16 protein-coding genes are annotated in these 25,265 nt (G+C 69.9%); 8 read left to right on the top strand and 8 right to left on the bottom strand.

Features of this window, described 5'->3' with window-relative positions:
- Nucleotides 1-14 precede the first annotated feature (14 nt).
- Both ACH4RC_RS37645 and ACH4RC_RS37650 read left to right on the top strand, forming a co-directional pair.
- A complete protein-coding gene (locus ACH4RC_RS37645; RefSeq protein WP_398208879.1) occupies nucleotides 15-197 on the top strand; it encodes a hypothetical protein in 183 nt (60 codons plus the stop codon).
- 248 nt (nucleotides 198-445) lie between these two features.
- Nucleotides 446-1,465, top strand: coding sequence for a DUF389 domain-containing protein (locus ACH4RC_RS37650; protein ID WP_398208881.1), 1,020 nt, complete (start codon nucleotides 446-448; stop codon nucleotides 1,463-1,465).
- 628 nt (nucleotides 1,466-2,093) lie between these two features.
- Here ACH4RC_RS37650 and ACH4RC_RS37655 read toward each other — a convergent pair.
- From ACH4RC_RS37655 to ACH4RC_RS37665, 3 genes are all read right to left on the bottom strand, one after another.
- A complete protein-coding gene (locus ACH4RC_RS37655) occupies nucleotides 2,094-2,792 on the bottom strand; it encodes a nitroreductase (RefSeq protein WP_398208883.1) in 699 nt (232 codons plus the stop codon).
- Between the two features lie 302 nt (nucleotides 2,793-3,094).
- On the bottom strand, nucleotides 3,095-3,832 hold the full coding sequence (locus ACH4RC_RS37660; RefSeq protein ID WP_398208885.1) for an NADPH-dependent F420 reductase: 738 nt from the start codon (nucleotides 3,830-3,832) through the stop codon (nucleotides 3,095-3,097).
- 182 nt (nucleotides 3,833-4,014) lie between these two features.
- Nucleotides 4,015-4,608 (bottom strand): TetR/AcrR family transcriptional regulator, encoded by a 594-nt coding sequence (locus ACH4RC_RS37665; protein ID WP_398208887.1) that lies wholly within the window; start codon nucleotides 4,606-4,608, stop codon nucleotides 4,015-4,017.
- A gap of 541 nt (nucleotides 4,609-5,149) precedes the next feature.
- On the opposite strand from ACH4RC_RS37665, the gene ACH4RC_RS37670 reads away from it, so the two are divergent.
- The 3 genes from ACH4RC_RS37670 to ACH4RC_RS37680 all read left to right on the top strand — a co-directional run bounded on the left by ACH4RC_RS37670 (nucleotide 5,150) and on the right by ACH4RC_RS37680 (nucleotide 12,551).
- Nucleotides 5,150-6,202 (top strand): hypothetical protein, encoded by a 1,053-nt coding sequence (locus ACH4RC_RS37670; RefSeq protein WP_398208889.1) that lies wholly within the window; start codon nucleotides 5,150-5,152, stop codon nucleotides 6,200-6,202.
- A 782-nt stretch (nucleotides 6,203-6,984) separates the two neighbouring features.
- Nucleotides 6,985-9,585: a S8 family serine peptidase gene (locus ACH4RC_RS37675; protein WP_398208891.1), complete on the top strand. Its 2,601-nt coding sequence runs from the start codon at nucleotides 6,985-6,987 to the stop codon at nucleotides 9,583-9,585.
- Nucleotides 9,585-12,551, top strand: a complete 2,967-nt coding sequence (locus tag ACH4RC_RS37680; RefSeq protein WP_398208893.1) for an FG-GAP-like repeat-containing protein — start codon at nucleotides 9,585-9,587, stop codon at nucleotides 12,549-12,551. The genes ACH4RC_RS37675 and ACH4RC_RS37680 overlap by 1 nt, the downstream gene beginning before the upstream one ends.
- 179 nt (nucleotides 12,552-12,730) lie before the next feature.
- Here the strand turns inward: ACH4RC_RS37680 and ACH4RC_RS37685 are convergent, their stop codons facing one another.
- Nucleotides 12,731-15,988: an ATP-binding protein gene (locus ACH4RC_RS37685; protein ID WP_398208895.1), complete on the bottom strand. Its 3,258-nt coding sequence runs from the start codon at nucleotides 15,986-15,988 to the stop codon at nucleotides 12,731-12,733.
- Between the two features lie 722 nt (nucleotides 15,989-16,710).
- Between ACH4RC_RS37685 and ACH4RC_RS37690 the strand changes: the two genes are divergently transcribed.
- Nucleotides 16,711-17,067, top strand: a complete 357-nt coding sequence (locus tag ACH4RC_RS37690) for a hypothetical protein (protein ID WP_398208897.1) — start codon at nucleotides 16,711-16,713, stop codon at nucleotides 17,065-17,067.
- A 274-nt stretch (nucleotides 17,068-17,341) separates the two neighbouring features.
- On the opposite strand, the gene ACH4RC_RS37695 is transcribed toward ACH4RC_RS37690, so the two are convergent.
- Complete coding sequence (locus ACH4RC_RS37695; protein ID WP_398208899.1) at nucleotides 17,342-17,914, bottom strand: hypothetical protein; 573 nt, start codon at nucleotides 17,912-17,914, stop codon at nucleotides 17,342-17,344.
- A 13-nt stretch (nucleotides 17,915-17,927) separates the two neighbouring features.
- Nucleotides 17,928-20,102, bottom strand: a complete 2,175-nt coding sequence (locus ACH4RC_RS37700) for a DUF3289 family protein (protein WP_398208901.1) — start codon at nucleotides 20,100-20,102, stop codon at nucleotides 17,928-17,930.
- Between the two features lie 187 nt (nucleotides 20,103-20,289).
- Between ACH4RC_RS37700 and ACH4RC_RS37705 the strand changes: the two genes are divergently transcribed.
- Complete coding sequence (locus tag ACH4RC_RS37705) at nucleotides 20,290-20,427, top strand: hypothetical protein (RefSeq protein ID WP_398208902.1); 138 nt, start codon at nucleotides 20,290-20,292, stop codon at nucleotides 20,425-20,427.
- Between the two features lie 329 nt (nucleotides 20,428-20,756).
- Here the strand turns inward: ACH4RC_RS37705 and ACH4RC_RS37710 are convergent, their stop codons facing one another.
- Nucleotides 20,757-21,191 (bottom strand): SMI1/KNR4 family protein, encoded by a 435-nt coding sequence (locus tag ACH4RC_RS37710; RefSeq protein ID WP_398208904.1) that lies wholly within the window; start codon nucleotides 21,189-21,191, stop codon nucleotides 20,757-20,759.
- A 777-nt stretch (nucleotides 21,192-21,968) separates the two neighbouring features.
- Between ACH4RC_RS37710 and ACH4RC_RS37715 the strand changes: the two genes are divergently transcribed.
- Nucleotides 21,969-22,748 (top strand): phosphotransferase, encoded by a 780-nt coding sequence (locus tag ACH4RC_RS37715; protein WP_398208905.1) that lies wholly within the window; start codon nucleotides 21,969-21,971, stop codon nucleotides 22,746-22,748.
- Nucleotides 22,749-22,892: 144 nt separating this feature from the next.
- Here ACH4RC_RS37715 and ACH4RC_RS37720 read toward each other — a convergent pair whose 3' ends face one another.
- Nucleotides 22,893-25,211, bottom strand: a complete 2,319-nt coding sequence (locus ACH4RC_RS37720; protein WP_398208907.1) for a beta-L-arabinofuranosidase domain-containing protein — start codon at nucleotides 25,209-25,211, stop codon at nucleotides 22,893-22,895.
- Between the last annotated feature and the right edge of the window lie 54 nt (nucleotides 25,212-25,265).

Consider the following 25,265-nt stretch of genomic DNA (forward strand, 5'->3'; position numbering starts at 1 on the left):
CCCTGTGAGGTCACATGCGCGGTGTCATCGCCCGCCTCCCGTTCGATCTCACCAAGGGCGGCGTACTGGAACTGGTCATGCGCGCCATGGCCGAACTCGGCTTCACCTGCCGCACCCCGCCCGAGGCCGCTCCCGCGGACACGGTCAGCCCGGTGCAGCGAGCTTCCGCGATGCTCGGCACCTCCGTACCCGCCTGAACCGGAGCTGGAGACCGGCGGCAGGTACCGCGTGGCGATCGGGGCCCGGCACGGACGGTGACCGGGGACCTCGGGTGCGGGGCTGCCCGCGCGGCCACCAGCAACGGGCCGCGCTGCTTCGCTCCCGTCGCGCCGTACTGCCGATTGGCCGGGTGCGCGGTTTACGATCTGTCAGCCGTAACAGTGGCAGAGGACTTGCTGCCCGACGGGGGAGGTGATGGCCGACGCCGCATGCGAAGGGGGTCACCATGGCGTCTGTCGACGCCCGCACGGTCCAGCGGATGACCGACACCCTGTTCATCGAGCGTCCGGCGCGAAGCCCGAGCTCGACGCGTTTCTGGGCGCTGCTGGTGCTGGCCGCGGTCATCGCGAGCGCCGGTGTGGTGGGCGACTCGACCGCGACCGTCATCGGCGCCATGATCGTCGCCCCGCTCATGACGCCCATCCTGGGCAGCGCGCTCGCGCTGGTGCTGGCTGACCGCTCGCAGGTGGTGCGGTGCGCCTGGCTGGTCCTCGGCGGGGCGCTCGCCGTCATCGGCATCGGCATGCTGCTGGGCTGGATCGCCGCCCCGCCGGACGAATTCGCCTCCAACAGCCAGGTGTCCGCGCGGATCAGCCCCCGCCTCATCGACCTGCTCGCCGCGCTCGCGACAGGGACGGTCGGTGCCTTCGCCCTCATCCGGGCCGACATCTCCGACACCCTGCCGGGCGTCGCCATCGCCATCTCGCTCGTACCGCCGCTCTCCGTTACGGGGTTGCTCCTGACGGTCGGCCGCTACCACGACGCCGGCGAGTCGGCGCTGTTGTTCGCCACCAACGTGGCCGCCATCGTGGCGACCGGAACACTCGTCTTCCTGCTCTACCAAGTCCGCGGCGCGGCCCAGGAGGCCGGCCTGAGGGTGGGGCAGTTCCACGGGCGCACCCTGGTCGTGGTCGCTGCGCTGGTGCTGCTGATCGCGGTGCCGCTGACCACCGGCACCATCTCCATCACCCAGGACCGCGTGCTGGCCGCCGACGCCCGCCCGGTCGCCGAGCGGTGGGCCGCCGACGGCAACTGGCAGATCGCCTCGGTGGAGGCGCGCAACGGCATCGTCGTCATCGGCGTCCTCGGACTGCCCCCGCAGCCTGTTCCCACCGCACTGCGCGCCGCCCTGGACGCGAACGGCATGCGCGAGGCGGATCTCGAACTGCACCTCGTGGGCGGCAGCACGCACTGGTGTCCGGCCGGGACCGACACCTGCACCGTCAAGGCGGCGGGACGCAGCTGAGGTGCCGGGGCCGGGTGCGGCGCCGACCTGCGTGACCGGCCCGTTCGGCCTTGGTGCTTCGGTCGGGTCAGGCCCGTGGTGGTGTTGCACACGATGTGAGCCCGGACAGTTTCCGCCTGCGACCATCCACGGCTGCGGGCGTACTCCAGCATGTCGGGTGGCGCCGGCTGTGATCCCGGCGCCGACGGGAGCCGCCTTGCTGTGGCGGCTTGCCGGGGTCATCTCGTGGTGCCGCGCCCTTTCCGTCCCTGCCGGACCGGGGTTCGGTTGCCGGTACGGGACCGGTGGCGGGCCGGTGATGAGCGCAGAGGGAGTTGCCGTCCGGTCCGAGCGCAGCCCGTCCGACCGTCAAAACGGCCGTCAGGCGTCCCGTAGCCGTGCTCGGCGGACTCCGACAGGCTCGGGGGTTGGCGTCATTCTGCCGTGGCGGGCTGTCGGCAGGTGGCCGGAACGGCGGACGAGCGCGGGGCCTCGCCGTGTCGTGCGTACCGCTTGTTCGCAACGGCGAGCACCAAGGCGTCGGCGCAACACCTCGTAAACGTTGGGGGCGTTGGGGGCGTGGAAGGGCCGGGCCGACCGGGTGGCGGCCCGGCCCCGGAGCCGGGCGGTCTCCGTCAGGCGGGTGCGGTTACTGCCCGTCGAGGACGCCGGGGGTGCCGTGCAGGACCACGCTTCGCTGGAGGGGGATGCGTGTCTCGCCGAAGGCGTTCACCGGTCCTGTCGGATCAGCCGTGCCGAAGGAGATGCCGAACAGCAGCTTGAGATCGTCGGGAACGTCCAGGAACGCGCGGACGGTGTCGGCGTAGAGACCGAGCATGGTCTGCGGGATGCCGGCGAGCCCCCGGGAGGCCAGCGACAGCAGGAAGTTCTGCGCGTACATACCGATGTCGCCGGCCGTCCGTACCCCGTCGCCCAGAGTCGGCATGAACAGGAAGGCCACATGGGGAGCCCCGAAGAACTCCAGGTTCTCGCGGGCCGCCGCCCTCCTGCCTTCCCGGTCCGAGCGCTCGATGCCCCGGCCTCCGTAGTAGCTCGCGGCCAGGGACTGCGCCCGCTCGAGGTGGACGCCCTCGCCGTAGTCAGCGGTGAAGTCCGGGGAGGTGCGCCCGTCTTCATCGGCCTGGAGCAGCTCCTCGGCCAGCGCGTCCCGCTCCACACCCGAGACGATGTGCACGGCCCACGGCTGGGTGTTGCTGTTCGAGGGGGCCGTCTGGGCGTCTTCGAGCACGCCGCGGATGTCCGCGGGGGACAGGGGGGTGGGCAGGAACTTGCGGGGGGAGCGACGGGAGTGCGCGAGGGCGGTGAAGGGTGAGGCGGTACTGGGCAAGGCTCGTCCTTTCCATGGCGCGCGGTCACCGCCACGGCGAAGGCGGTGCGGTAGGGAGCAGTTCGGGGCGCGGAGGCAGCCACCGTGATGCCGCTTGCGGGGCGTACACCGCGCAAGGCGGCAGGCATCGCGGACGTTCCATACGTGGCGGCACGCCGGGGGTGCGTCCCCGAGCGCGGAGACTGGATGACTACGTGAATTTCATGTTGATTCACGTGCGCGTGGCGTACGTGGATGGGTGCTCGTGATGTGCCGAGATGCCGCCCTCGTGCGATCGCGGGCGCGAGGGCGTGCCGGGTGGATCACCGGTGGGCGGCGCGGTTCATCTCGACGATGTCGTCAAGTGTGGGGTTGGCCGGAAGGGCGGTCCAGCGCTCCTGCACGCTGTCGCGGACGGCCGTGTCCTTCTCGCGGTCGGCCGCGGCCAGGGCGGCGGGCAGCTCGTCGAGGGTGAGTTCGGTGCAGTAGGCGGGGCCGTTGGGCTGCTGGCGCCAGGAGTCGGCCAGGGTGCCCGCGTCGTAGGGGTCGAAGCCGGTGTCGTCCACCAGGCTCATGGCGACCTTCCGTGCCTCGTCGAAGTCGCCGGCGACCGGGATGGCGATACGGCCGGGAGTTCCCGCCGGGACGCCGCGGGTGCGCAGGGTCTCGGCCAGGGCGGCGTTCCACGCCTTGACGACGGGACGGCCGAGCTGTTCGGCGGTGTACACGCTCTCCACCTGGCCGTTGTCCACCGCCTCGATCGGCTCGCTGAGCATGCCCGGGTAGTAGTTCGAGGTGTCGATGACCACCGTCTCCTCGGGCACCGAGGCGAACAGGTCCGCCAGCTGGCCCGCCACTCCGAACGGGATCGACAGGATGATCACGTCCCTGCCCTGGACCGACCGCTCCAGGTCCACCGCGCGGGCCCCGGACTCCAGGATCTCGGCGCGAATGGTCTCGGGTCCGCGGGCGTTGGCGATCTGGACATCGTGACCGGCCGTGCTGAGTTTGGAGGCGAGGTTCCCACCGATGGCACCGGCGCCTATAACAGTTATTTTCATGATTTGTCCTTTGAGGGGCTTTGAGAGGCCTTGGGGGGGCTTTGAAGGGCTTCGAAACGTCACACCGGTACAGGGGCAGCGCGAGGAGAGGCCGCGCGAGGCACAGCCCGAGAATGTGGGGTGGATCCGCCGAGAGTGGATCGGAGGAGGACCGGGGATCGGCGGAGCGGGTGTCCGAGCGGCTACGCCTGCATGTCCCGCTCCAGATAACCGCTCGCGATGAGCGAGCGGAGGCGGTCCAGCGACTCCTCCTCGGTGTCGTTGCCCTTGATCCAGGCAATGGAGCAGGCCGCGAGGAACAGGTCGTACCCCCGCACCGACGCGCGCACGTGTCCCGCGCGCTGGGCCGCTTCCACGTACCGGTCGGTGGCGGCGATGAGAATGTCGCAGGGAATCGTGAGCGGGCTGTCGGGCTTCTGCGCCCTGGCTGCGGCCATGAGCGGTTCCGGGAGGCCGCTGTAGGCGCTGAAGTAAGACTCCATCGCCCGCAGCCACTGCTCCAACGCCTCGGCGGAGTGGCCGAGTTGTTCGATCTTCGCCTGGTGGGCGACGAGTTCCTCGGAGCGCGTCTGCAGTACTGCGGCCAGTAGGGCCTCCCGGGTGGGGAAGTGCCGGTACAAGGTGGCGGGTCCGACGCCCGCCTCCTTGGCCACCGCCTCGAGGGAGGTTCCGACCCCGTGCCGCAAGAAGTGCCGCTGTGCGGTCTCCAGGAGGACCGCGCGATTGCGCTGCACGTCCGCGCGTGGCTTGCGCCCTCGCGGTTCACTGGCGTTCATGCGGCCTCCTGTCTGCCGGAAATGTGCGGCCGTCGAAACGGATGCTGCCTCCGTATGCCTTCGAGAGTAAAACGGAGGCGGCATCCGGTCAAACCGGGAAGTGGTCCGTGGCGGGCGGACGAAGCAGGCGGCGACGGCTTGCGACACGGGGTGGCGACGCGAAGTTCCCATGTCTCGCGCTGGACGCTTTCGGCTTGCCACCTTCGGGCGGCCGCTCATCAGCGGCGCGGCAGCAGCCTCAATTACTCCGTCGGCTCTGTCGGCTCCTTCGGCTCCGTTGTGCAGTGCGTTTGACGGACCCGGCTTCCTTCGTCGTGGCGGGAGAGGGCCAAGTGACGGAACGGTCCTCGGATGGCCGAAACCGTTCCCCCCGACAGGACATCTGGCGCACCGGCGCATTGACCGCGTCGCTCTGTGACGTTTGCATGTCGGTGGTTCTCCGGATGGGGTACCGAGGCGGAAGTTGTCTGGGGGAGACATGCGGGGAAGTACGAACCGGGTTACAGTCAGACGCGGCCGGGCCGCCCTGAGCGCGGCGGCCGTGATCTGTGTGGTCACGGCGGTCCTGCCCGGAGCGGCCTGGGCCGGGCCCGGCGGCGGCGTGGGCGGTGCCGACGTCCGCTCGGTCGGTGTCGAGAGGGTCAGCGTCGCGGCCGACGGCACCCAGGCCAACGACGATTCCGCCCAGGCGTCGATCACACCGGCCGGCGACCGCGTGGTCTTCTCCTCGTACGCGAACAACCTCACCCCCGGCAACACGGGAAGGAACGACCGGGTCTTCGTCCGCGATCTGGCGACGGGGCAGAACCGGCAGTTCGGCGGGCCCACGATGGCGCCGCCCATGCTCAGCAGCGACGGGCAGGTCCTGGCCTATCTGGCACCCAGGTTCGACAGCACGGCCCTGTATCAGAACCACCTGAGCCTGGGATGGTCGTCCGCTTACACCTGCTCGCTCCTGACCTGCGAGGCGTCCATGGGCGCGAGCGAACGTCACCAGGCGATCACCGTCCGCTTCAGGTATCCGGAGACCAACCAGCGCGTCGAGGTCCGCAGACCGGACACCGGCGAGCTGCAGACCATCGACATCATCCACAACACCGCATCGATCCGGCCGTCCATCAGCGGAGACGGGACCCGTCTCGCCTACCAGGACGGCGGTGAGCAGGACATCCTTCTGTGGGACTGGGCCGACAACACCGTCGTCTATCCGATCGAGGGTTCAGGCAGGGCGGCCGAGCTCGTCCAGCTCAGTGACGACGGCAGCAAGATCGTCTACCTCTCGGGCCCCGACACATACGTCCACGATGTCGCCTCCGGCACTGCCGTGCAGGTATCCGGCGTGAAGGGCGTCGCCATCGACCCCACAGGCCGCTACCTTCTGCACACCCCTTCCGGTACGACCGGGCCTGCACCGCTCACACTGCGCGACCTGGAGACGGGCACCGACGAGACCGTCACCGACCGTCCCGCCACGGCTGGGATCGACGCGGTCAGCGCCGATGGGCGCCATGTGATCTTCCGGTCCACAGCAGAGGACCTCGTCCCCGACGACACCAACGGCAAAGCGGACATCTTCCTGCGCACCCTTCGCTGATCAGCCCGGCCGCCCCAGGTACCGGCGTCTCTATACAAGGAAGTCGAGATCATCACTTTCGACGAGCTCTCTCGGCGAGCGCGCTTCATCGTCGAAGACCGCCAAGGGCTATGACGTGTCGATCGGCGGCGCAGCGCCATGGCGTCCGTCGCCGATCGGGACGTGTGGCCGAGGTTCGCTCCGGTCCCGAGGCGCCCTGACGTTGTCTCCATGCGGCGCGACTGAACCCTGCAACGGTTGGCCCTGCCGAACCGGGCGGCAAGATCAGTCGGCGTTCTCGAACCAGTCGCCGATGTTGTTCCACATGAAAGCGTCCTTCCACCGGGGGCGGGCTTCTCAACGTACCGATCACGCATCCCGCTCAGAAGCAAGCGCTGACAGACCTGTTGGCGCGTCTCGAAGAGATGGACATCGCCGAGTCCACTGAGGAAGACATCGCCACGGCCCAGGGCGAGGTCGCCAAGAGTATGGGCTGGTAGGAGCGGAGCGAGGCCGGTGACTGGGATGTGGTGGGACGTGTCCGTGCAGTCGACGCAGTCCACGGTCAGCCCCGAGCGCCGGCCGTCGAGCGTGTGGATGATCTGTCTCCCGGCTCCAGCGGCGAGTCCGCGTCGTCGGCCTGACCGGCCGTCAGGCGGTTGGGCTGTCCGGACCGGCGATCCAGGCGACAGCTTGTGGTGACAACGCGGCGCGGGGCAGGGGCGAGCGATCAGTAATTCCTCAGTAACGGCGGCTACCTAGCGTGCGAGCTTCACCGCCCCGTTCCCGGAGGAGCACCCCCGATGCACCTGCCCCGACCGCCCCGGCGCAGATTCGCCGTATGGGCGGCGGCCGCGTTGACCGCGACCGCTCTGACCGTAGGCGGCATGCCGGCCGCCACCGCCGACACCCTGCCCACCGCGGGCACAACGGGCACCGCGAAGATCGACTCATTGCTGCGCAGCGCCGTCTCGAAGGGCGGCGACGCGACGTTCTTCGTGGTCCTGAAGGACCAGGCAAACCTGTCCGGCGCCAAGAAGCAGAAGACCCACGCGAAGAAGGCGACGGCCGCCTACAAAGAGCTGCGCACGCACGCCAAGTCCAGCCAGAGGTCGCTGACCTCCTTCCTCGACAAGGAGAAGATCGGCCACAAGGACTACTGGATCGCCAACACGGTGCAAGTCACCGGCGACCAGGACCTGGTGAACCAGCTCGCCACGCGCTCGGACGTGAAGTCGGTCATCAAGGCGCGGAAGTTCAAGCTTGACGACAGCGAGACCTCCGACGCCGAGGTGACCGGGTCGCGCACCACGCCGGCGACGACCGAGTCGTCGGCCGACGGTGGCGACGCCCCGGAGTGGGGTGTCTCCGACATCAAGGCCGACCAGGTCTGGGACCGGTACGAGGACCGCGGCGAGGGCATCGTCGTCGCCAACATCGACTCGGGCGTGCAGTACGACCACCCGGACCTGGTGCAGCAGTACCGCGGCAACAACGGCGACGGGACCTTCACCAACGACTACAACTTCCACGACACGTTCGGCGCCTGCCCCTCGGACGGCACCCCGTGCGACGACAACGGCCACGGCACCCACACCATGGGCACGATGGTCGCCAAGAACGGCATCGGTGTCGCGCCGAACGCGAAGTGGATGGCTGCCAAAGCATGTGACTCGGCCGGCTACTGCTACCAGGAGAACCTGCTCGAAGCCGGTCAGTGGATCCTCGCACCGACCGACCACAACGGCCGGAACCCGCGTCCCGACCTCGCCCCCGACATCGTCAACAACTCCTGGGGCAACACGGGCGGCACCGACCCCTTCTACCAGGACATCCTGGCCGCCTGGCACTCCGCGGGCATCTTCGAGGCGTTCGCGGCCGGCAACTCCGGTGACGGCACGACCTGCGCGACGACCGACCCGCCCGGCGCGCAGGCCGACTCCTACGGCGTCGGGGCCTACGACGCGAGCGGCGAAATCGCCGGGTTCTCCGGCTTCGGCCCCTCGCGGGTCGACGGCTCGGCGGAACCGGACATCACCGCGCCGGGCGTCGACATCGAGTCCACCTGGCCCGGTTCCTCGTACAACACCGAGCAGGGTACGTCGATGGCGACCCCGCACGTCGCGGGCGCCGTCGCGCTCCTGTGGTCGGCGACCCCCGCCCTGATCGGCAACATCGACGAGACCCACAAACTCCTCGACGAGGGCGCGATCGACGTCGATGACACGCACTGCGGTGGTACCGCCGGAGCCAACAACGTCTGGGGCGAGGGCAAGCTCGACATCCTCGCCTCCGTCGAAGCGGCCCCGCACACCGCGGCCACCGTCACCGGCAAAGTCACCGACAAGGCGACCGGTGCGGCTCTGAACAACTTCACGGTGAGGGCCACCGACGCCGCGGGCTCCGTCCGCACGGTCACCACCGCCGCCGACGGCTCGTACCGTCTGCCGCTGGCCCCGGGCACGTACTCCTTCGCCTCCGGCGGCTACGGCTACGCGACCGGCTCGGCGACCGGTGTCACGCTCGCCGCCCAGCAGACCTTCACCCAGGACTTCGCGCTGCGCGCGGTCCCCGCGCACCAGGTCTCCGGCACCGTCCTCGACGTCACCGGCAAGGCCCTGGCAGGTGCCAAGGTCGAGATGAACGGCTCGCCGCTCGCCGCCGTCACCACCGATGACCGGGGCGAGTACACCTTCGCCAAGGTCTCCGAGGGCTCCTACACCCTGACCGTCGAGCCCGCCGCACCGGTCCTGTGCAACGGCGTCTACACCGGCGCCGCCACCGTCACCTCCGCGGACCTGACCAAGAACGTCCAGGTCCCCAACCGCATGGACACCTCCGGCAACTCCTGCGCCCCGGCCGCCTACACGTGGATCGCGGGTTCCAAGAAGGTCGCCCTGTCCGGGGACGAGGACTCCGCCCCCGTCGCGCTGCCCTTCTCGGTGCAGCACTACGGCGTCTCGTACTCCTCCGCCTCGGTCACCACCGACGGCCTGGTCAACTTCCTCTCCTCCCGTGTCGGCGACTACGGCAACACCGCGCTGCCGACCGTCGGCACGAACAGCGTGAAGGGCTTCATCGCCCCGCTGTGGGACGACCTGACGCTGGACAGGAAGTCCTCCGTGCAGACGGCGACCACCGGCACCAAGGGCAACCGCAGGTTCGCCATCGTGTGGAACAACGCCGCCTACGCCAACGGCACCTCGGGCCGCGCCACCTTCGAGGTCGTCTTCGACGAGGCCACCGGCGCCGTGACCCTGCAGTACAAGTCGGTCGCCGACAAGGGCGCGGGCGCCACTGTCGGCATCGCGAACCAGTCGGGCACCGACGCCCTCCAGTACTCCTTCAACCAGTCAGTGCTCGCCGACGGCACCGCCGTCCGCGTCACACAGGGAGCCAAGTGATGAGAGCCCACCACTCGCGGCGCGCCTTGGCGCTCGCCTCCGCTCTGGTCGCGGCGGGTCTGTGCCTGACTGCCGTAACGCAGGCCGCGGCCGTCGACGGCGACAGCGGCTCGACGACGAAGCTGACCAGCGCCGCGGCGAAGAAGCTCGCCGCCCAGGTGTCCATCGACCCATGGGTCAAGGCCGACGACACCACAGGAACGGCCAAGGACGACGGTTCCGGCGCCACGCCAGGAGGTGCGTCCACCGGCGCCACGCCAGGAGGTGCGTCCACCGGCGCCACGCCGCGCCGTGCGTCCACCGACGTCGACCCGAACACCAAGGTCACCATGACCGCGAAGTCCACGCTGGAAGGCGTGCGCGGCATGGGTGCCACGGTGCCGGCCGGCGACAAGGGCGACTACTTCTCCGTCCACAGCATGGGCTACGTACAGCTTCACACCGCCGACGGCAGCCAGAAATGGGCCCGCGACAGCAGCTCGTTCTTCACGGACTGGCAGGTCAAGCCGCTCCAGGTCTGGAAGACGGAGCCGTACCCGGCGCAGATCCTCATGGGCTACAACGCGGTCTCGCCGTTCACGCCCAACTCCGACTCCGGTTACTCGGCCGGGGACCTGACCGGCGACGGCGTACCCGACCTGGTGTTCTCGGCGCAGGTCGGCACGCCCCCGTACACGCGGCCGTTCAGCAGCCCGGGCTCGTCGCTCACCACCGGTACGTTCGTGACGGTCCTCGACGGCAGGACCGGCGGCACACTGTGGTCGAAGCTGTACAACCGCGCCTCCCTGGTGAAGATCGTCGACGGCACCCTGCTGGTCGCCGACGCGCCCCGGATGAGCGGTGACGCCGGGGTCCCGGCCGACGCGACCGCCACTCTCACCGGTATCCGCTTCGCGGCCGGCCCGGAGGGCAAGCTGACCCCGGCGCGGACCTGGACGTACGACACCGAGGAAGCCCGGTCCGCGAACTGGGGCGACATCCAGGACCTCGGCAAGGGCAAGGTCGCCGTCTCCTGGAACCTGGAGAAGGCCGACGGCGTCGGCGGGCGCGGCCGTACGCTCGTGCTCGACGCCGCCGACGGCTCCGTCACCTGGCAGACCGACAGCATGCTGTACAGCCGCCAGACGCGGCTGGACGCCGGCCGCAAGCGGATCGTCGCGATCGAGCAGGCGGACACCACCGACGCGGTGCACTACGAGGTCGTCGCGTACGACCTGAAGACCGGTCACCGCGCCACCCTGCAGAGCCGGGACAACGTGGTTCCCACCGCCCTGACGATCGGTGACCTCGGCGGCAGGGCCGGCGACGAGTACGCGGTGGCCGAGTCCTCGTTCGACGAGAACTACCTCGTCAACGCCAGTACCGTCCGCGTCGTCAGCGGCGACAGCGCCGACCGGCTCCGGTGGTCGGACTCGGTCAAGCGGGACGAGGACGACGGCAACAGCGGCCCCAGTGTCTTCGGCATGACGGTGGCCGACGGCAAGCTGGTCACCTCCGCCCAGGACAACGACGCGTACGAGGAGGCCGAGAACCTCGGCGGCAGCCGGTACGGGACACTGACCGTCTACGCCGCCAACGGCACCGTCAAGTGGCGGTCCAAGGGCGCCGCCGCCGCACCGATGTACCAGGACCTGTACAGCGACGCGCAAGGCACGCATGTGCGCCTGATCGACCAGTCGCAGAACATCCGCACATTCAAGCTCACCAACGGCAAAGCGGAGAGCGTGACGCCGCTGATGGGCGACATCGCCTTCGCCAAGAGCGCCGACCTCACCAAGGACGGCAAGAACGACCTGGTCATGGGCGGCTCGTCGAACGGCGTGTGGGCGTACTCCGGTCCTTCGCTCGTGAACGGCTCAACGCCCGAGAAGCTGTGGCAGGCCACCCTGCCCGGCGCCGTCCACGACATCGAGATCGGCGACGTCACGGGCGACGGCAGACCCGAGATCGTCGTCGCGGCCGACACCGCCACGGTCGTCCTCAACGGCCGAACCGGCAAGACCCTCGCCACGATCGACGGCGGCGGTCAGTTCGTCCACACGGCGAAGCTGGCCGACCTCGACGGTGACGGCGCCCAGGACATCCTCGTCCCGACCGACGCGCTGCGCGCCTACCACGGCGACGGCCACACCATCTGGACGTACAGCGCTCCCGAGGACGCGGGCGACGTGCGCTTCAGCGACCCGTCGGTCAACGACGGCAAGGTCTACGCCGGCTACGCGGGCCTGAACTCCTTCCAGCTGGACAATCCGGTGTCGAGCGCTGTCGCCGTCAACGCGAAGACCGGCAAGGCCCGCTGGTCGGCCGCTCCCGAGGCGCCGGGCACCGCGGTCGGCGGCATCCGCGCTCTCACCCCGAACGAGGGCGTCTTCGCCTCCAAGGAGATCCCGTACGCCGACGGACACGCGGTGATCTACACCTGGGCCGTCAACGCGCCCATCCGGTGGGACTCCGCCACCGCCCTCAGCCCGCAGAACTACTTCGAGATCCGCGACGGCCGCACCGGCGAGGTACTGCACACCTGGACGTCGGGAGGTTTGTGGACGCACAACAGCTTCTTCGCCAAGGACGGAGCGCTCTACGAGGGCGGTACGGCGTCGTTCCGGCGCTTCAGGGCGAACGGCGACGACACCATGCAACTGGTCATGCCCCAGTCCTACGGCGGCGGATTCATGACGGGCCCCGGAGGGCGTGAACTGCTCGTCGCCGGCACCGAGGGCGGCTTGTACCTGTGGGACCCGAGCATCATCGACTCCGATGACTCCTGGGCACCGAGCGTCGGCTCCATCGGCCTCAACGGCGCGCGCAACTACTTCGCGGGGGACCTCGACGGGGACGGCGTCGACGAGGTCCTGTCGCTCAACAGCGACGACACCGGCCGCAACCGCGAGGTCGCCCAGTTCGGCGGCGGTTACTACGTGACCGACTACGGCATCCACCAGGTGACGGCCTACAAGCTCTCCTGAACCCCTGGCCATGCCCGGCGAGCGAGACACAGGGGGCCGGTGCGCACGCAGGCGCACCGGCCCTACGTGGCTGAAGCTCGCGACAGCACCACATCTGCCGAAAACCACGGATACGGACCGGATGCGGACCGGATGCGGACCGGACGCGGACCGGATGCGGATACGTATACGTGCAGACATCAGTGGGGTGCGACCCCGTTCCACCCCGCCTCCATGGCCCGCCGAACTCTCCCCAGCCCCGCGGGGTACGGCAAGCCGCGAGCCAGCACCTGTACCCGCTCCAACGCCGAATACCCCGCGCCCCCGCCCAGCGCCACCGCGCATACGATCCCGGCCTCCACCTCCGCCAACCGCTCACCGGACCGCTGGGCCCGCTTCACCTCGCCCCGGGCCACCCGGCGGGCCGTCACCACATCGCCGGCCAGTACATGCGCCCATGCTGAGATCACTGGCGCCTCTCGTTCGTCCAACAGGGCCAAGGCACGTTCCGGCTCTCCTCGGCGTACGAACAACTCGGCTCGTGCGGAGCGCACTTCGCCACGCGCCTGCCGGTCCCGCACGACTCCCACGGTCTCCTCGGCCCGGTCGAGCAACGGGGCGGCCTCCGCGACGTCGCCGCCCCGCACCAGCACTCGCCCGAGTGCGGCCAGCGCGTACGGCAGTGACCATGCGTCGTTCCGGTCCGCCCCGGACACCGCTGCCTCCGCCAGCTTCCGCGCCGCGTCGTACTCCTCCAGGAGCAGATGCAGCTCGGCCAGGTTGGCCCGCTCGAACGCCGCCGCGGTCGGATCTCCCGACTCCTCCGCGAGACGCAGCGCCCGCTGTCCCGTCTCGACGGCTTCCCGAAGTCGCCCACCGCGCCGCGCGTTCTCCCGCAGTACCGAGAGAACCGAGCCGAGCAGTGCCGAGTCGCCGTACGCCTCCGCGGGCGCGAGGGCCAGGTCGGCCGCTTCGCGCGCCTCGTTGAACCGTCCCGCCAGCGCCAGGTTCGTGGCCTGGCCGGCGTGGCAGCGGGCGAGGAGTCCCTGACCGGCGACACCGGGAACCCCGCGCGCCGACGACAGGGCCCGCCGGGCGGCGGCGACCCCGTCCGCGTACCGCCCCTGTACGCCGGTGACGACGCACAGAGCGAGATGGTGCGAGGCGGTCGGTCCGGGGCGGGTGGCCGGGGTCGGGGGATGCGCGTCCAGGACGAGCCGCCCGGCCTCCGGGTCCTCGGACTTGACGAGGGTCTCGGCGAGCCGGGCCGCCGTGAGGACCGTTTCGTCGTGGTCGCCCCGCCGCACGAACTCCGCGAGGGCGAGCCGCAGAACAGCGGCGGCCTGCCCGAAGTGGCCCATGCGGCGCAGCACGTGGGCATGGGCGAGGCGGGCGCGGGCCGCGTCGACGTCGAGCCGGTCGACCAGGTCGCGGTAGTAGCGGTCGGCGGTGTCGTTGGCGTAGACGGCGGCGGCCCGCTCGGCGGCGAGGCGCAGGTACTCGGCGGCCCGGGGATCGTCGGCCCGAGCGAAGTGCGAGGCGAGCGCATCGACGGCGTCGGGGCGGCCGCGCAGCACGGCCTGAGCGTATGCGGCGTGCAGCTGGCGGCGCCGGGCCGTCGTCAGCTGCTGGTAACAGGTGAGCCGTACCAGCGGATGCCGGAACGCGACCCCCTCCTGGGGCCGGCCCGCGACCACGACCTGGCGCTCCTCGATGAGTGAAGCGCCGATGGCGCGCTCCAGGGCATCGGCGGCCGAGACGGCGTCGACAGCCGGACGCAGGCCGTGCGCGGCGACATCGAGCAGCTCGGGCAGCGCGGCCTCACCACCGGTCACCGAGAGCGCCTCGACGACGCGGCGGGTGTCGCGGTCCAGGCGACCGAGCCTCCCAGCCACCAACTCCCGTACATTACGCGGCGTTTCCCGGTCGTCCGGGCCATCGGACGGACCGTGCGCCAGTTCCAGGGCGAACAGGGGATTGCCCAGGGAGAGTTCCCAGACCCGGTCCAGGCGTGCGTCCGGAGCGCCCGCGTCGCGGGCCAGCGCGAGACAGGCCGCGCGATCCAGGCGCGTCACCTCTTCGCGCGCGGCCAGCCCGGCCCGCAGCAGCGCGGCGGCGGCCGTACGGCGCGGATCGCCCTCGGGCAGTTCTTCCTCGCGGTACGTCACCAGGAACCGCAGATCCGTCCCGTCGGCCGCGCCCCGCCGCGCCAGATGGCTCAGGAGCTGGAAGGAGCCCTCGTCGGCGGCGTGCAGATCGTCCAGCACGATCAGGACGGGCCGCCTCGCGGCGAGTTGGCCGAGCAGGGCGGACGTCGCCCGGAACAGCAGGCCGCGCTCCTCCTCCGGGGCGCGTTCCGTACCCGCCCGTACCCGCCCCAACGACGGCAGGAAGGCCGCGAGGTCGGGATACTCGGCCCCCGCGCGGGCCCGCTCGGTGACGCCCCACTCGGCGAGCCAGCCGTCCAGAGCCTCGGCGAACGCCCCGTACGGGGTGTGCCCTTCGGCGTCGTGCCCGCCGCCCCACAGTACGGCGGCCCCTCCCTCGGCGGCCCGCCGCGCCGCCTCACCCGCCAGGCGCGTCTTGCCCACCCCCGCCTCCCCGGTGAGCAGCACCACGGGGGGCTTGTCCGGTCCGGCGAGCATGGCGAGCGGCTGGTCGCGGCCGTGCAGGGGTGAGCTGGTGATGGCCCGCACGGGACCTGGCAGCGAAGGTGTGGGCAGGCCGTCCATCGGGGTGTCGGTGAGGGCGAGGCGGTGCAGCCGCTCGGTCTCGGGCCCCGGGCCCACCCCGAGTTCGGCGTCGAGCGCCGCCCGGCACACGTGGAACTGACGCACCGCGAGGCGCCGAAGCCCCTGACGCAAATACGCCTCCATGAGGAGGCGGTGCGCTGCCTCCTCGGCCGGGCTTACGGCAAGGACCTGCCCAGCGACGGCTGCCGCGTCCTGATGCGCGCCCGCCGTCAGGTGTGCCTCGGCGAGCTTGAGCAGCAGCAGCTCCCGGAGCTCGGCGAGCCGGGTACGGCGCGGCACCGCCCAATCGGCGTACCGGTCCTCGGGCAGCAGGTCACCCCTGAAGTGCGCGGCGGCGGCTGCCAGTCGGTCCGAGCTGCCGGAAGCGAGAGCGGTGCGCGCCCGAGTCTCCGCCGCGTCCGCGTCGATCCACACGGTCGCCGGATCGAGCAGCAGGAGGGATCCGTCAGATATGAGATACGAGGAGGTGGCGCGCGGCGCGAGCTCGGGTTCCAGGGCGCGGCGCGCGGCGTGCAGGGCGACGCGCAGGCTGCGCAGCGCGGACTGCGGATCGGCATCCGGCCAGCAGACCTCAAGGGCCTGTTCACGGTGGAGCCGGTGGCCATGGGTGACGGCGAGGAGTTTCACAAGGGTCTGAGCGCTGGGCCTGCTCCAGCGTCCGGCCGGCTCGGGGCCGCCGTCGCGCGTGACGCGGAATCCGCCCATAAGGTGCAGTCGCAACAGTGGGGTGGCCGGATCCGTACCGCCTGACTGTCGCGCATTCATCAGGGCGCCACCTTAGCCGAGCATGCTGAGACCTTTCGGCCCAGTGCCAGGGGCCTCTCGGACCGGACCGTCAGCAGCACACGGTGGCATACCCCGCGGGAGCGGGTGCTGCGGGACCGTGCACGCCGCGGCGTCACCGCCACGGCTGCAAGGCCGGCCGTCCAGGCGGGGGCGGCGGTGTCGTCGGACGCTTCGGACGAGCGGATCCGGCAGCTGGAGGCGAGGGCAAGGTGGCCAAGTATGTCGCCGGGGAGACGAACTGGTGCGGAGCCGCTTCCAGTTCGTCGACGACTACCGGGACACCTGGCCGAGAAGATCCGCACGGCCCACGGCGAGTCCGGGGGCGCCCAAGCCCAACGAGAAGCGGGTCGCCCGGAGCATGCGGACGTTGTCCATCACCGGAATCCGCCTGCGCGAACGCGTGGGAATCCGCCTGCGCAAACGCGTGCGCACCGCCGTCCCGGACCCGGCAGCCCGACCGGTTCCCGATCTGTGCCAGCGGGACTTCATAACCGCGTGCCCACCTGCATGGGGAAGGCCCCTGTACCGACGCGGGCAGCAGCGCCTCTAGCCTGACAGCCATGCATCAGCACCGAAGGCGTGACCGACGGCCCACCCGCCGCGCGGGGTCGGTCCCAGCCCGGCATCGGGCTCCTGCTCTTGTGCCCGAGGAAGCGGGTGTTGTACTCGTCGGCTACTTCTCTGGCAAACAGAAGGACTTCGCCGCGTTGATGGACACGGCGGCCCAGCAGGCGACGAAGCACGGCATGCGGGTCGTGGGTCGTATCGTGCAACGCCGTGGCGTCTCGGACGGCGGGGCCAGGAAGATGTCCCTGCCCTATTCCTCACGGACTCTCCTGAGCTACGGAAAGGTCCGTGAAGTAGCCGCGCTCTGTGAGCAGACCAAGGCCGATGCCGCGCTCTTCCTGCCCACCCTCACGGAGCGCCAGCGTCGCGTACTGACCGGGATGCTCGGCTGCCCCGCAGTGAGTCTGGCCGATGTACCGGTGGCTGACTGAACCGTGCGGCAGCCAACGTACGGACGACCTGAGTGGGGTGCGGATCCTCTGACGCGAAACGGGGCATCGGCGTCCCGGCGCGCACCCAGAATTGACTGCCGGGTGATGGATCAGCGGGCCTTCCGCGTCCGCGGCGTTCACACACCGGCGGACGCTGTGGTGCGGTCCGCGATGCCCGCGATGCCACGGTCGACGGCGATCAGTGACGTCTGCACGGGGATGGGGGTTCCCTCTCGTGCCTGCTGCTGCCCGGCGAAGGGTTCCGCGAGCCCTCCTACGGGAACTGCTTCTCCTCGCGGCCGATGTCGTCGATAGGGCCGAGGATCGTCCAGCCGGGCCCCAGGGGGCGGGTGGAGCGGAAGCCGTGGGTGTCCGCGTACTCCTCGGTCTCCTCCGCGGTGTCCTCGGGGGCGCGCATGATCGTGTAGCGCGGGGGGTCCTCGTGGTAGAAGCGGTAGAACGTGCGGCCTTCGTCCTTGGGCTGGTAGAGGATCACGCTGACGCCCCGGAGGGCGTCGTACACCTTCTGGTCGCGCGGGGGCGTCGTCGTGCACGTGTCGGAGGGGCGGCCCGGCTCGCGGACGCAGGTCCGGTACAGGCTCCAGTCGATGCGTTCGGCGCGGGGATGTTCCGCGATCAGCTTCCGCATCCGGGCGTCGGCCCGGGCGAAGGCATCCTTGCGGCGGTCGTACTCCTGCTGCAGCCGGTTGAAGCGCCGCTCGTCGAAGCCGCTGCCGAAGTGGGCCTCCAGGCCCGCGAGGACGGCGACCCGCCAGGCCAGGTATCCGGCCGTCACGACGAGCAGCGTGACGACCAGCACCCGGCCCGGCGAGCGCCTGTGGGGCATCAGGCCGGCGAGGTCAGAACGTGCCGCTGATGGGGATCTCGATGTCCGCCTGCGCGATCGGCGGGGGGTACTTCCCGTCGAACCGGTCATAGTGCTGGAGCGTAAACCAGTCGATGAAGCCGTACTCCTTGATCTCGTCGTCCGGGTCGAGACCGAAGTGGTCGTAGGAGTGGAAGACGAGCTTGCCGGAGAAGGAGTTGCCCTCGATCTTGTAGTCCTTCAGCGCGATCGTGTGGCCGTGGAACTGGTGGATCGCGATGGAGAGGGCGCGCTGGTTGGCGTCCCAGAGCGAGAAGTCGTACACCGGGTACTTCACGTCCTGGCGGAGGAACTCCTGGAAGAGGAGGTTCTTGGAGAGGTCCTCCTGGACCGTGAGCTGATCGGTGCGGCCCTTGTTGTCGATGAGGGACTGCCGAATGATCTGGCCGGCCTTGTCGGTGTAGGTCTTCTCCTGCGGTGATGCGCCGACGGCGCGGGAGAGGGCCGTGCCGGAGCCGCGGTAGAGGTAGCGGCCGGGGTCGAAGTTGTCGTCGACGGTGACCGTGCCCGCGCTCTGGCCGTCGCGGCCGTAGCGGAAGGCGTTGCGGAGGTCGTCGACGGACTGGGCGTAGTCGGCGTCGGCGCCGAGCTTGCCGAAGTTCATGATGTCGTTGAACTCGGCCCACATCCAGGACTCGGGCGTGATGCGGGCGACCCAGAACTCCAGGCCGACGTCGGTGAGTTCGTCGAAGTCGTAGTCGTTGAAGGTGAGGTCGTCGGCGACGCGCGGGTCGGCCGGGACGGGCGGGTGCTGGGGGTCGGGGGCCTTGCGGTGGCCCTCGAGGAAGGACGACTGGTGGATCAGCATGTCGGTCGGGGGCGGGTCGCCCGGGTCACCCGGGTCTCCGCCGCCGCCGGGGTCGTCGGAGAGGACGCGCTTGCCAGGGGCGTCGGGGCCTGCCTTGTCGAAGGCGTGGCTGTCGAGGACAACGTACTTGGCGGAGCCGCCCGCCGTGGCGGTGGCCGTGATCGTGCTGCCGCTGCGCTGCTGGCCCGACTGCCTGACGAGGTGGCGGGCCTTCTCGTCGTAGCGGTAGAGGGCGGGTGCGGTGCCCTCCGTACGGTCGGGGTCGAGGCGGAAGGTGAGCCTTGCGGCGCTGTCCGCGGGGGCGGAGACCTGGAAGCCGTTGCCGAGGTGGCCCGGAGTGGACCGCGGGAACTCCCGCTGCTTGGCAGGGAGTCCGGTGACCTGGAAGCCGCCGACCTGCTTGGCGCGCAGGCCCTTGAGCGTGGCCTCGACGGCTGTGGCGCCGCCGTCCGCGCGGCGGGTCACGTCGAAGGCGGAGTTCTTGGCGCGGGGGGAGGCGTCGAGCCTCGTCTCCTCGCCGTCCTGGACGCCGTCGCCGTCGGTGTCGGCCTTGGTGGGCTCCGTGCGGAGCCGCAGCTCGCGGGCGTCCGCGAGGCCGTCCTGGTCGGTGTCGGCGCGGGTGGGCGTGGTATGGAGCTTCAGCTCGCGGGCGCTCGTGAGGCCGTCCTTGTCGGGGTCCTCGGCGCCGTCCTTGGTGCCGTCGCCGTCGGTGTCGGCCTTGAGCGGGGTGCTGAGGTGGTAGCCGAGCTCGGCGAAGTCGGAGAGGCCGTCGCCGTCGGTGTCCTCGGACTTGGGGTCGAGCTTGGCGCGCACCTCCAGGTCGTCGGGGAGGCGGTCGCCGTCGGTGTCCTCCGTCGGTGAGATGCCGTGCTTGGCGAAGGACGCCCAGGTCGGGGTATCGGCGTCGGCGCCGGGCTCGGCGCGGTACCAGACGGTCTCGATCCTGCCCGGCTGAAGGGTGTTCGTAGGCCCGACGCCCTGGAGCGTCGTGCGCGCGTCCTGGGGGGCGGCGAGCTTCGCGGCGGAGGTGTCCGTGATGCGGTCAGCAAGCTCGAAGGTCAGTGACCATTTGGATACTGGGTGATCGGAGACGTTCTCGAGCTGGAGCCGGGTGACGTACGAGCCCTCCGTCGCTCCGCTGCGGAGGGCGGCCGGAACCTGGCTCCACGCCGCGTCGCCGGGGGCGACCTGGCGGTAGGAGACGTCGACCGTGTCGTCGCGGTAGAGCGTAGCCCCGTCGGTGGCCGCGCCGTCGCCGGGGGCTCCCGCGGCGGCGGGCACGGCCGTGCCGAGGAGAAGGAGTAACGCCGCGCCGAGGGGCACGGCGGCGCTTCTGTTCATGGGGCCTCCCATGTCTGAAGCCATGTCTGAAGACATGCCTGTTGTCTCGAAGCCGCCTTTGTCTTAAGGCAGTTCGGGACCGAACGGGGAAGCTAGCAGACGTGGGGGATGGTTCCCAAGGTGCGATGGAGGTGAAATAGAGATGTATGGGAGATTGGCAAGCCCTGCTCCGCTTGTGTCTCCTGTTTTGCCTGGGTGCTCAATACCTTCGACAGAGTTCGTACGGGTCCTCTTCCAGGGCATGCCGGACGAGCTCGGCGAGGCGGCGCGCCTCGACGGCGCGGGCGCTCTGCGCATCCTGCTGCGGATCGTGCTGCCGCTGTAGAAGGCCGTCGGCGTCGCCACGCTGCGTCGTCCACCTCGGTGTCCATGGCGGTGCTGATCCTCGCGATCACCCGGATCGTTGCCGTCCGCCCAGCGGTGGCTTCGCAGCTGTGCTCTCATCAGCAGGCCCGGGCGCCTCTCGACGCGCTGAGGACCACCTTCACCTGGTGGTTCTGCCCGCGACCTCGGCTCCGAGTACGGCGTCTACGAGTACGTCGTGAGCATCGGTTCCGCCGCCTGAGCGCGCACGCCGGCGGCCTCGCTGAGAGTCAGCCCGTGAACCCTTGTCCTGGAGTTCTGGTGTCTGTTGCGCGCTCGGAAGCTGCCGCGTTACAGCTGGTACCAGTCGTCGCCGTCTCTCAGCGCGCGGTCGAGGTAGTCCTGCAGATCGTTGGCGACCCACCGCCGACTGTCGCTCTCGTGCTCCCAGACGAAAATATCGGGACGCTCCGGCGTCTGCACGAAGGCGAACTGGTCACCGCCTCCGTTGTCCCCGAAGAAGAGAAAGGGGTCGAACGGCATGTAGAGCTGCGCGAACGTCGTGTCGGACCAGAAACTGAGGTTGGTCTCGACGATTTGATCGATGGGCCAGACGATGTCCACGTGCGTGTGACCGGTCAACCCGTTGCTCTCGAGTAGCAATTGCCGAAGCTCCGACGGCAGGCTCCGACTGAGTCGCGTCTGTGCCGCGATGAGATCGGACGCCTGGGCCGGCTCCCTGAGACCCACGCCGGGGAAGACCGTTGTCGCTGCTTCTCTCCACATGATTCGGAGCTTAGCCAGTCACTTCTGGCGCCGATGCTGCTGCACCGTCGTCAGGGTTCTGGTCGTTGGACCAGGTGTCTCGCTCACCAGCGTTGTCAACACCGACTGGGCTTGGTCATGGCGAAGACCTCCGGTGTGGTGGAGCTGTCCAGGAACACACCACACGGAGGTCTTCGTCTCCCACCGTAATGCCCGGCTGACGGTCTTCGGGAGGCGACTGCTGGTCGAACGTGCCGCGTCCGGCCGTCCGGTCGCTCATGTCGCTGCCGAGATGGGATCACCAAGTGGTTCGACACCGTCCCCGTCGAGATCCCCGCACCCGTCGCTGAACTGGCTCTCAGGCAGGCCGAGGCTCGCCGCAGCCATGCCCTCCTCGGCCGGACAGACTCCAGCTGGCTCTTCCCCGGCGGCCAGGCCGGCCGCCCGATCAGTGCCTGGGCCATGGGCGAACGGCTCCGCGAACTCGGCATCCGGCTCGCGGAAGCCCGCTCGACCGCGCTGGTCCAACTCGCCACCCAGCTACCCGCCGCGGTCCTCGCCCGGACACTCGGTATCGACATCACGGTCGCCGTCGAATGGCAGCGAGCCGCCGCCGGAGACTGGGCCGCCTACGCAGCCGACGTCAGCAACCGCATTGGGTGCGGTGCATCCGCTGCCCACTGCTGCGGACCGGCCCCGCCCAGCTGCCCCGCCTTCTCGAGATCCGCGACAACCTCCTCGCCCGGAACGACGAAGCCCGCGAGCACGGCGGTGAGGTGGCCGGTCTACGCTGGCCCGGTGATTGAGGACGGTTCTGCTGACCGCGGGAGTGTCATGACGGTGCGAAGGATCGGCGCGACGATCCGTAGGCCGACGGGCGCGTGGACGCCTGCCGTACATGCCTTGCTGAGCCACCTGGAGGCGGTGGGATTCAGCAGAGCTCCGCGCGCGTTGGGCACTGACGGCGCCGACGCAGTGCTGTCGTTGCTCTACGGCGAGCCCGCATTCACGCCCTGGCCAGAGGCTCTGCGCTCCTCACACGGAGTCGGTGAGCTGGGCCGCTGGCTGCGGTGCTACCACGATGCCGTCCGGACCTTCCGCCCGCCGCCCGATGCTTACTGGCAGGGCCAGGAAGAAGAGTGGCGGCCGGGCATGGTGATCCGACACGGGGACCTCGGACCGTGGAACTCGATCTGGAACGGTGGCCGGCTTGCCGGCTTCATCGACTGGGACTTCGCGGCACCCGGCCATGCCGTCGACGACGTGGCCCAACTCGCCTGGTACGCCGTCCCACTGCGGCCCCTGGAGCAGCAGCGACGGGCGTCGGTCACTGGCTCCAGCACCCTGCGGGCTCGCCTTGATGTGCTCTGTGCTGCCTACGGGGAGCGGCCCCGAGCGGTGATCGAGGCGCTGGACGCCCTTCAATCCCGTGAGGCCGCGCGCATCGAACGCCTCGGCAGGCAGGGCACCGAGCCATGGGCGACTTTCCTAGCCCGCGGTGACGCGTCTGAGATGTTGGCCGAGCAGTGCTGGATCCGCTCGGAAGGTGACGCACTCTTGGACACCGGGCACAAGTGACAACCATCTCCAGCCCGTAGGCCACGGGTGAGCTGATTTTGGTGCGGTGGGGGCGGCTGTGGGGGCTGCCTCTGGAGGACCGGGTCCTGCGGGTCGCGGCGTAGCCGACGCCGGACAGTCTGACACGAGCGTGCGGCCTGCTTGTCAGGCACTGACGATGCGCCACCGGTTGTCGGCGGTGCCGTCGTCGGGTGCCTGGACCGCGAAGGCTCCGACTGCGGTGGAGTCTGCCTTGATGGCGAGCAGTTTGCCGCTGTTGACGTTGCGGATCTTGTGAGTGCCGTCGCCCTGGTCGAGCAGTGTCCACAGGTGGTCCGTGGTGCCGTTGTCCGTCCACTGGAGAACGCTCGCGTTGTCCGCGGTGGACATGTCCCGCACACCGAGGACCTTGCCGCTGTTGACGTTCCGGATGCGGGTCGCGTCCCCGTCGTCGATCAGTTCCCAGTCGTGGTCGGCGGTGCCGCTGTCGGTCCACTGGAGGGCGAGGCCTCCGTCGGCGGTGGACATGTCCTGGATTCCCAGGACCAAGCCGCTGGCGACGTTGGCGAGGCGCACGTGCGCGGGGGCGACGCCGCTGGTGTTCCAGTAGACGGTGTAGTTGAAGCCGTGTGCGTCGTGGAACGGGCCGAGGTCGACGGCGGATCCGTCCGCGGTCGCGGTGAAGGCGAGTGAACTGTCGCTGGTGCGCTTGATGGTGGCGGGGTCCAGCATCGGCAGCCCGCTGAGCGTGCGGTCGCCGTAGTCGCCGGCCAGGACGACCGGGCCGTAGGTGACCGCTGCGGTGCCGGCGTTGTCGGGGGCAGGCCGCGGGACGACCCGCATGGGCAGGTCGACGGTGACGGTGTCGCCGTTCTTCCAGGGGCGGGTGAGGGCGGCGTAGGTGCCGGGGGCGGTGGCGATGTCCTGTATTACGCCGTTGACGCTGACCGCGGCCCCGCTGGTCCAGCCGGGAATGCGAATACGCATCGTCCACGCTCCGCCGGCGTTCCCGGTGACCTTGAGCGTGGTCGTGTCACTGGTGGGGAACGAGGTGGTCTGGGTGACGGTGATACCGCGCTGGGACCAGGTGAGCACCGAGGGCACGAACAGGTTCACGGTGAGAGTGGTGCCGTTGTGGAAGTAGATGGAGTCCATCAGCCGGGTGTGCGTCTCCAGGCCGGTGCCCTGGCAGCACCAGAAGCTGTCGTAGTCGGTGCTCCAGGTGCCGCCGCCCCAGGCCGGGCCCACACCGCGCCGGCCGCCCGGGTTGAGCGGGGTGAAGTAGGTGACGTGGCCGTGGGCGTCCGCGGGGTTCTGCTGGCCGATCATGTGGTTCAGCCAGGCCTGCTCGTAGAAGTCGAAGAGTTCTGCCCGGTCCGGGGTCAGGGTGAACAGGTCCCGGGTGAGCTTGAGCATGTTGTACGTGTTGCAGCTCTCGCAGGTGTCCTGCCGCAGGTAGGAGGCGATGGCGTTCGGCGCGCGGAAGTGCTCCGCCTGGCTGTTGCCGCCGATGGCGTAGGTGTGCGTGCCGACGGTGATGTTCCAGGCGTTGGTAGCGATGTCACGGTAGCGGGTGGTGCCGGTGGCCTTGTACTCGCGCAGGGCGCCGATCCACTTGGGGACCTGAGTGTTGGCGTGCAGTCCGCTGAGCCGGTCCTGGCCCGCGGCCAGCGGGTCGAACACCGCGGCGTGGTCGAAGCGTCGGGCGGCGGTGAGCCACCGCGTGTCGCCCGTCTGCTGGTAGAGGTCGCACAGCACGTCGTTCATGCCGCCGAACTCCACGGCCAGCATCGACTGCATCTGCTGGACGGTGAGCCGGCCGGTGCGGGTGTCGACCCAGCCCGCCAGGGCCAGCAGGACTTCCCGGGCCTGCGTGGAGCCGATCAGGCGCCATACGTCCAGCAGCCCGGCGAGCGTCTTGTGGATCGTGTAGTACGGCACGTTGCCGTTGCTGAGGGTGCCCTGTTCCAGGGCGGTGAAGTCGGACTCGGGGTAGCCGGAGAGGTAGCCGGTGGTGAAACCGGCTGCGCCGTTGTTGGCCTGGCATCTGGCCAGCTCCGCGACCATGTGGAGCGCCTTGTCGCGGAAGGCCGTGTCCTTGGTGATGGCGTACAACTGCGCCCAGGCGGTGAGGAAGTGACCCTGCACGTGACTGCGGAAGGGGAAGTCGGGGGCGTCCCAGCCGCCGTTCGGTGCAGCGCCGGCCGTGGAGATCCTGTGGTTGGCGCGGAAGGTGTACAGCAGCCGGTCCACGTCCACGAACCGCAGGTAGGCGGCTGTGCGGTTCTGGTTGTCCAGCCAGCGGCTCGCGGTCAGGCGGACCTGGCCGAAGCCGAAGGAGTACGCGGATACTCCGATGTCGGCACGGGCGGGAGGGACGGCCGCCCGGGCGGGGGAGGCGCCGGCGAGGGAGCCGGCCGCGGAGACGGCGAACGCGGCTCCGGCCGTTTGCAGGAGGCGCCGTCTGCTGGGTGAAGAAGACATCGTTCACCTGTTCTGTGGTCGGGGGAGGGAATGGAGAAGGGGAAAGGGAAGGGG

This window comes from Streptomyces sp. NPDC016845, assembly GCF_044332585.1.
In the GTDB taxonomy this organism is placed as follows: domain Bacteria; phylum Actinomycetota; class Actinomycetes; order Streptomycetales; family Streptomycetaceae; genus Streptomyces.

Coding starts and splice junctions, on each gene's coding strand:
- ACH4RC_RS37645 (WP_398208879.1), top strand. CDS start 15: ATGCGCGGTGTCATCGCCCGCCTCCCGTTCGATCTCACCAAGGGCGGC.
- ACH4RC_RS37650 (WP_398208881.1), top strand. CDS start 446: ATGGCGTCTGTCGACGCCCGCACGGTCCAGCGGATGACCGACACCCTG.
- ACH4RC_RS37660 (WP_398208885.1), bottom strand. CDS start 3,832: ATGAAAATAACTGTTATAGGCGCCGGTGCCATCGGTGGGAACCTCGCC.
- ACH4RC_RS37665 (WP_398208887.1), bottom strand. CDS start 4,608: ATGAACGCCAGTGAACCGCGAGGGCGCAAGCCACGCGCGGACGTGCAG.
- ACH4RC_RS37675 (WP_398208891.1), top strand. CDS start 6,985: ATGCACCTGCCCCGACCGCCCCGGCGCAGATTCGCCGTATGGGCGGCG.
- ACH4RC_RS37680 (WP_398208893.1), top strand. CDS start 9,585: ATGAGAGCCCACCACTCGCGGCGCGCCTTGGCGCTCGCCTCCGCTCTG.
- ACH4RC_RS37685 (WP_398208895.1), bottom strand. CDS start 15,988: ATGGGCGGATTCCGCGTCACGCGCGACGGCGGCCCCGAGCCGGCCGGA.
- ACH4RC_RS37695 (WP_398208899.1), bottom strand. CDS start 17,914: ATGCCCCACAGGCGCTCGCCGGGCCGGGTGCTGGTCGTCACGCTGCTC.
- ACH4RC_RS37700 (WP_398208901.1), bottom strand. CDS start 20,102: ATGAACAGAAGCGCCGCCGTGCCCCTCGGCGCGGCGTTACTCCTTCTC.
- ACH4RC_RS37710 (WP_398208904.1), bottom strand. CDS start 21,191: ATGTGGAGAGAAGCAGCGACAACGGTCTTCCCCGGCGTGGGTCTCAGG.
- ACH4RC_RS37720 (WP_398208907.1), bottom strand. CDS start 25,211: ATGTCTTCTTCACCCAGCAGACGGCGCCTCCTGCAAACGGCCGGAGCC.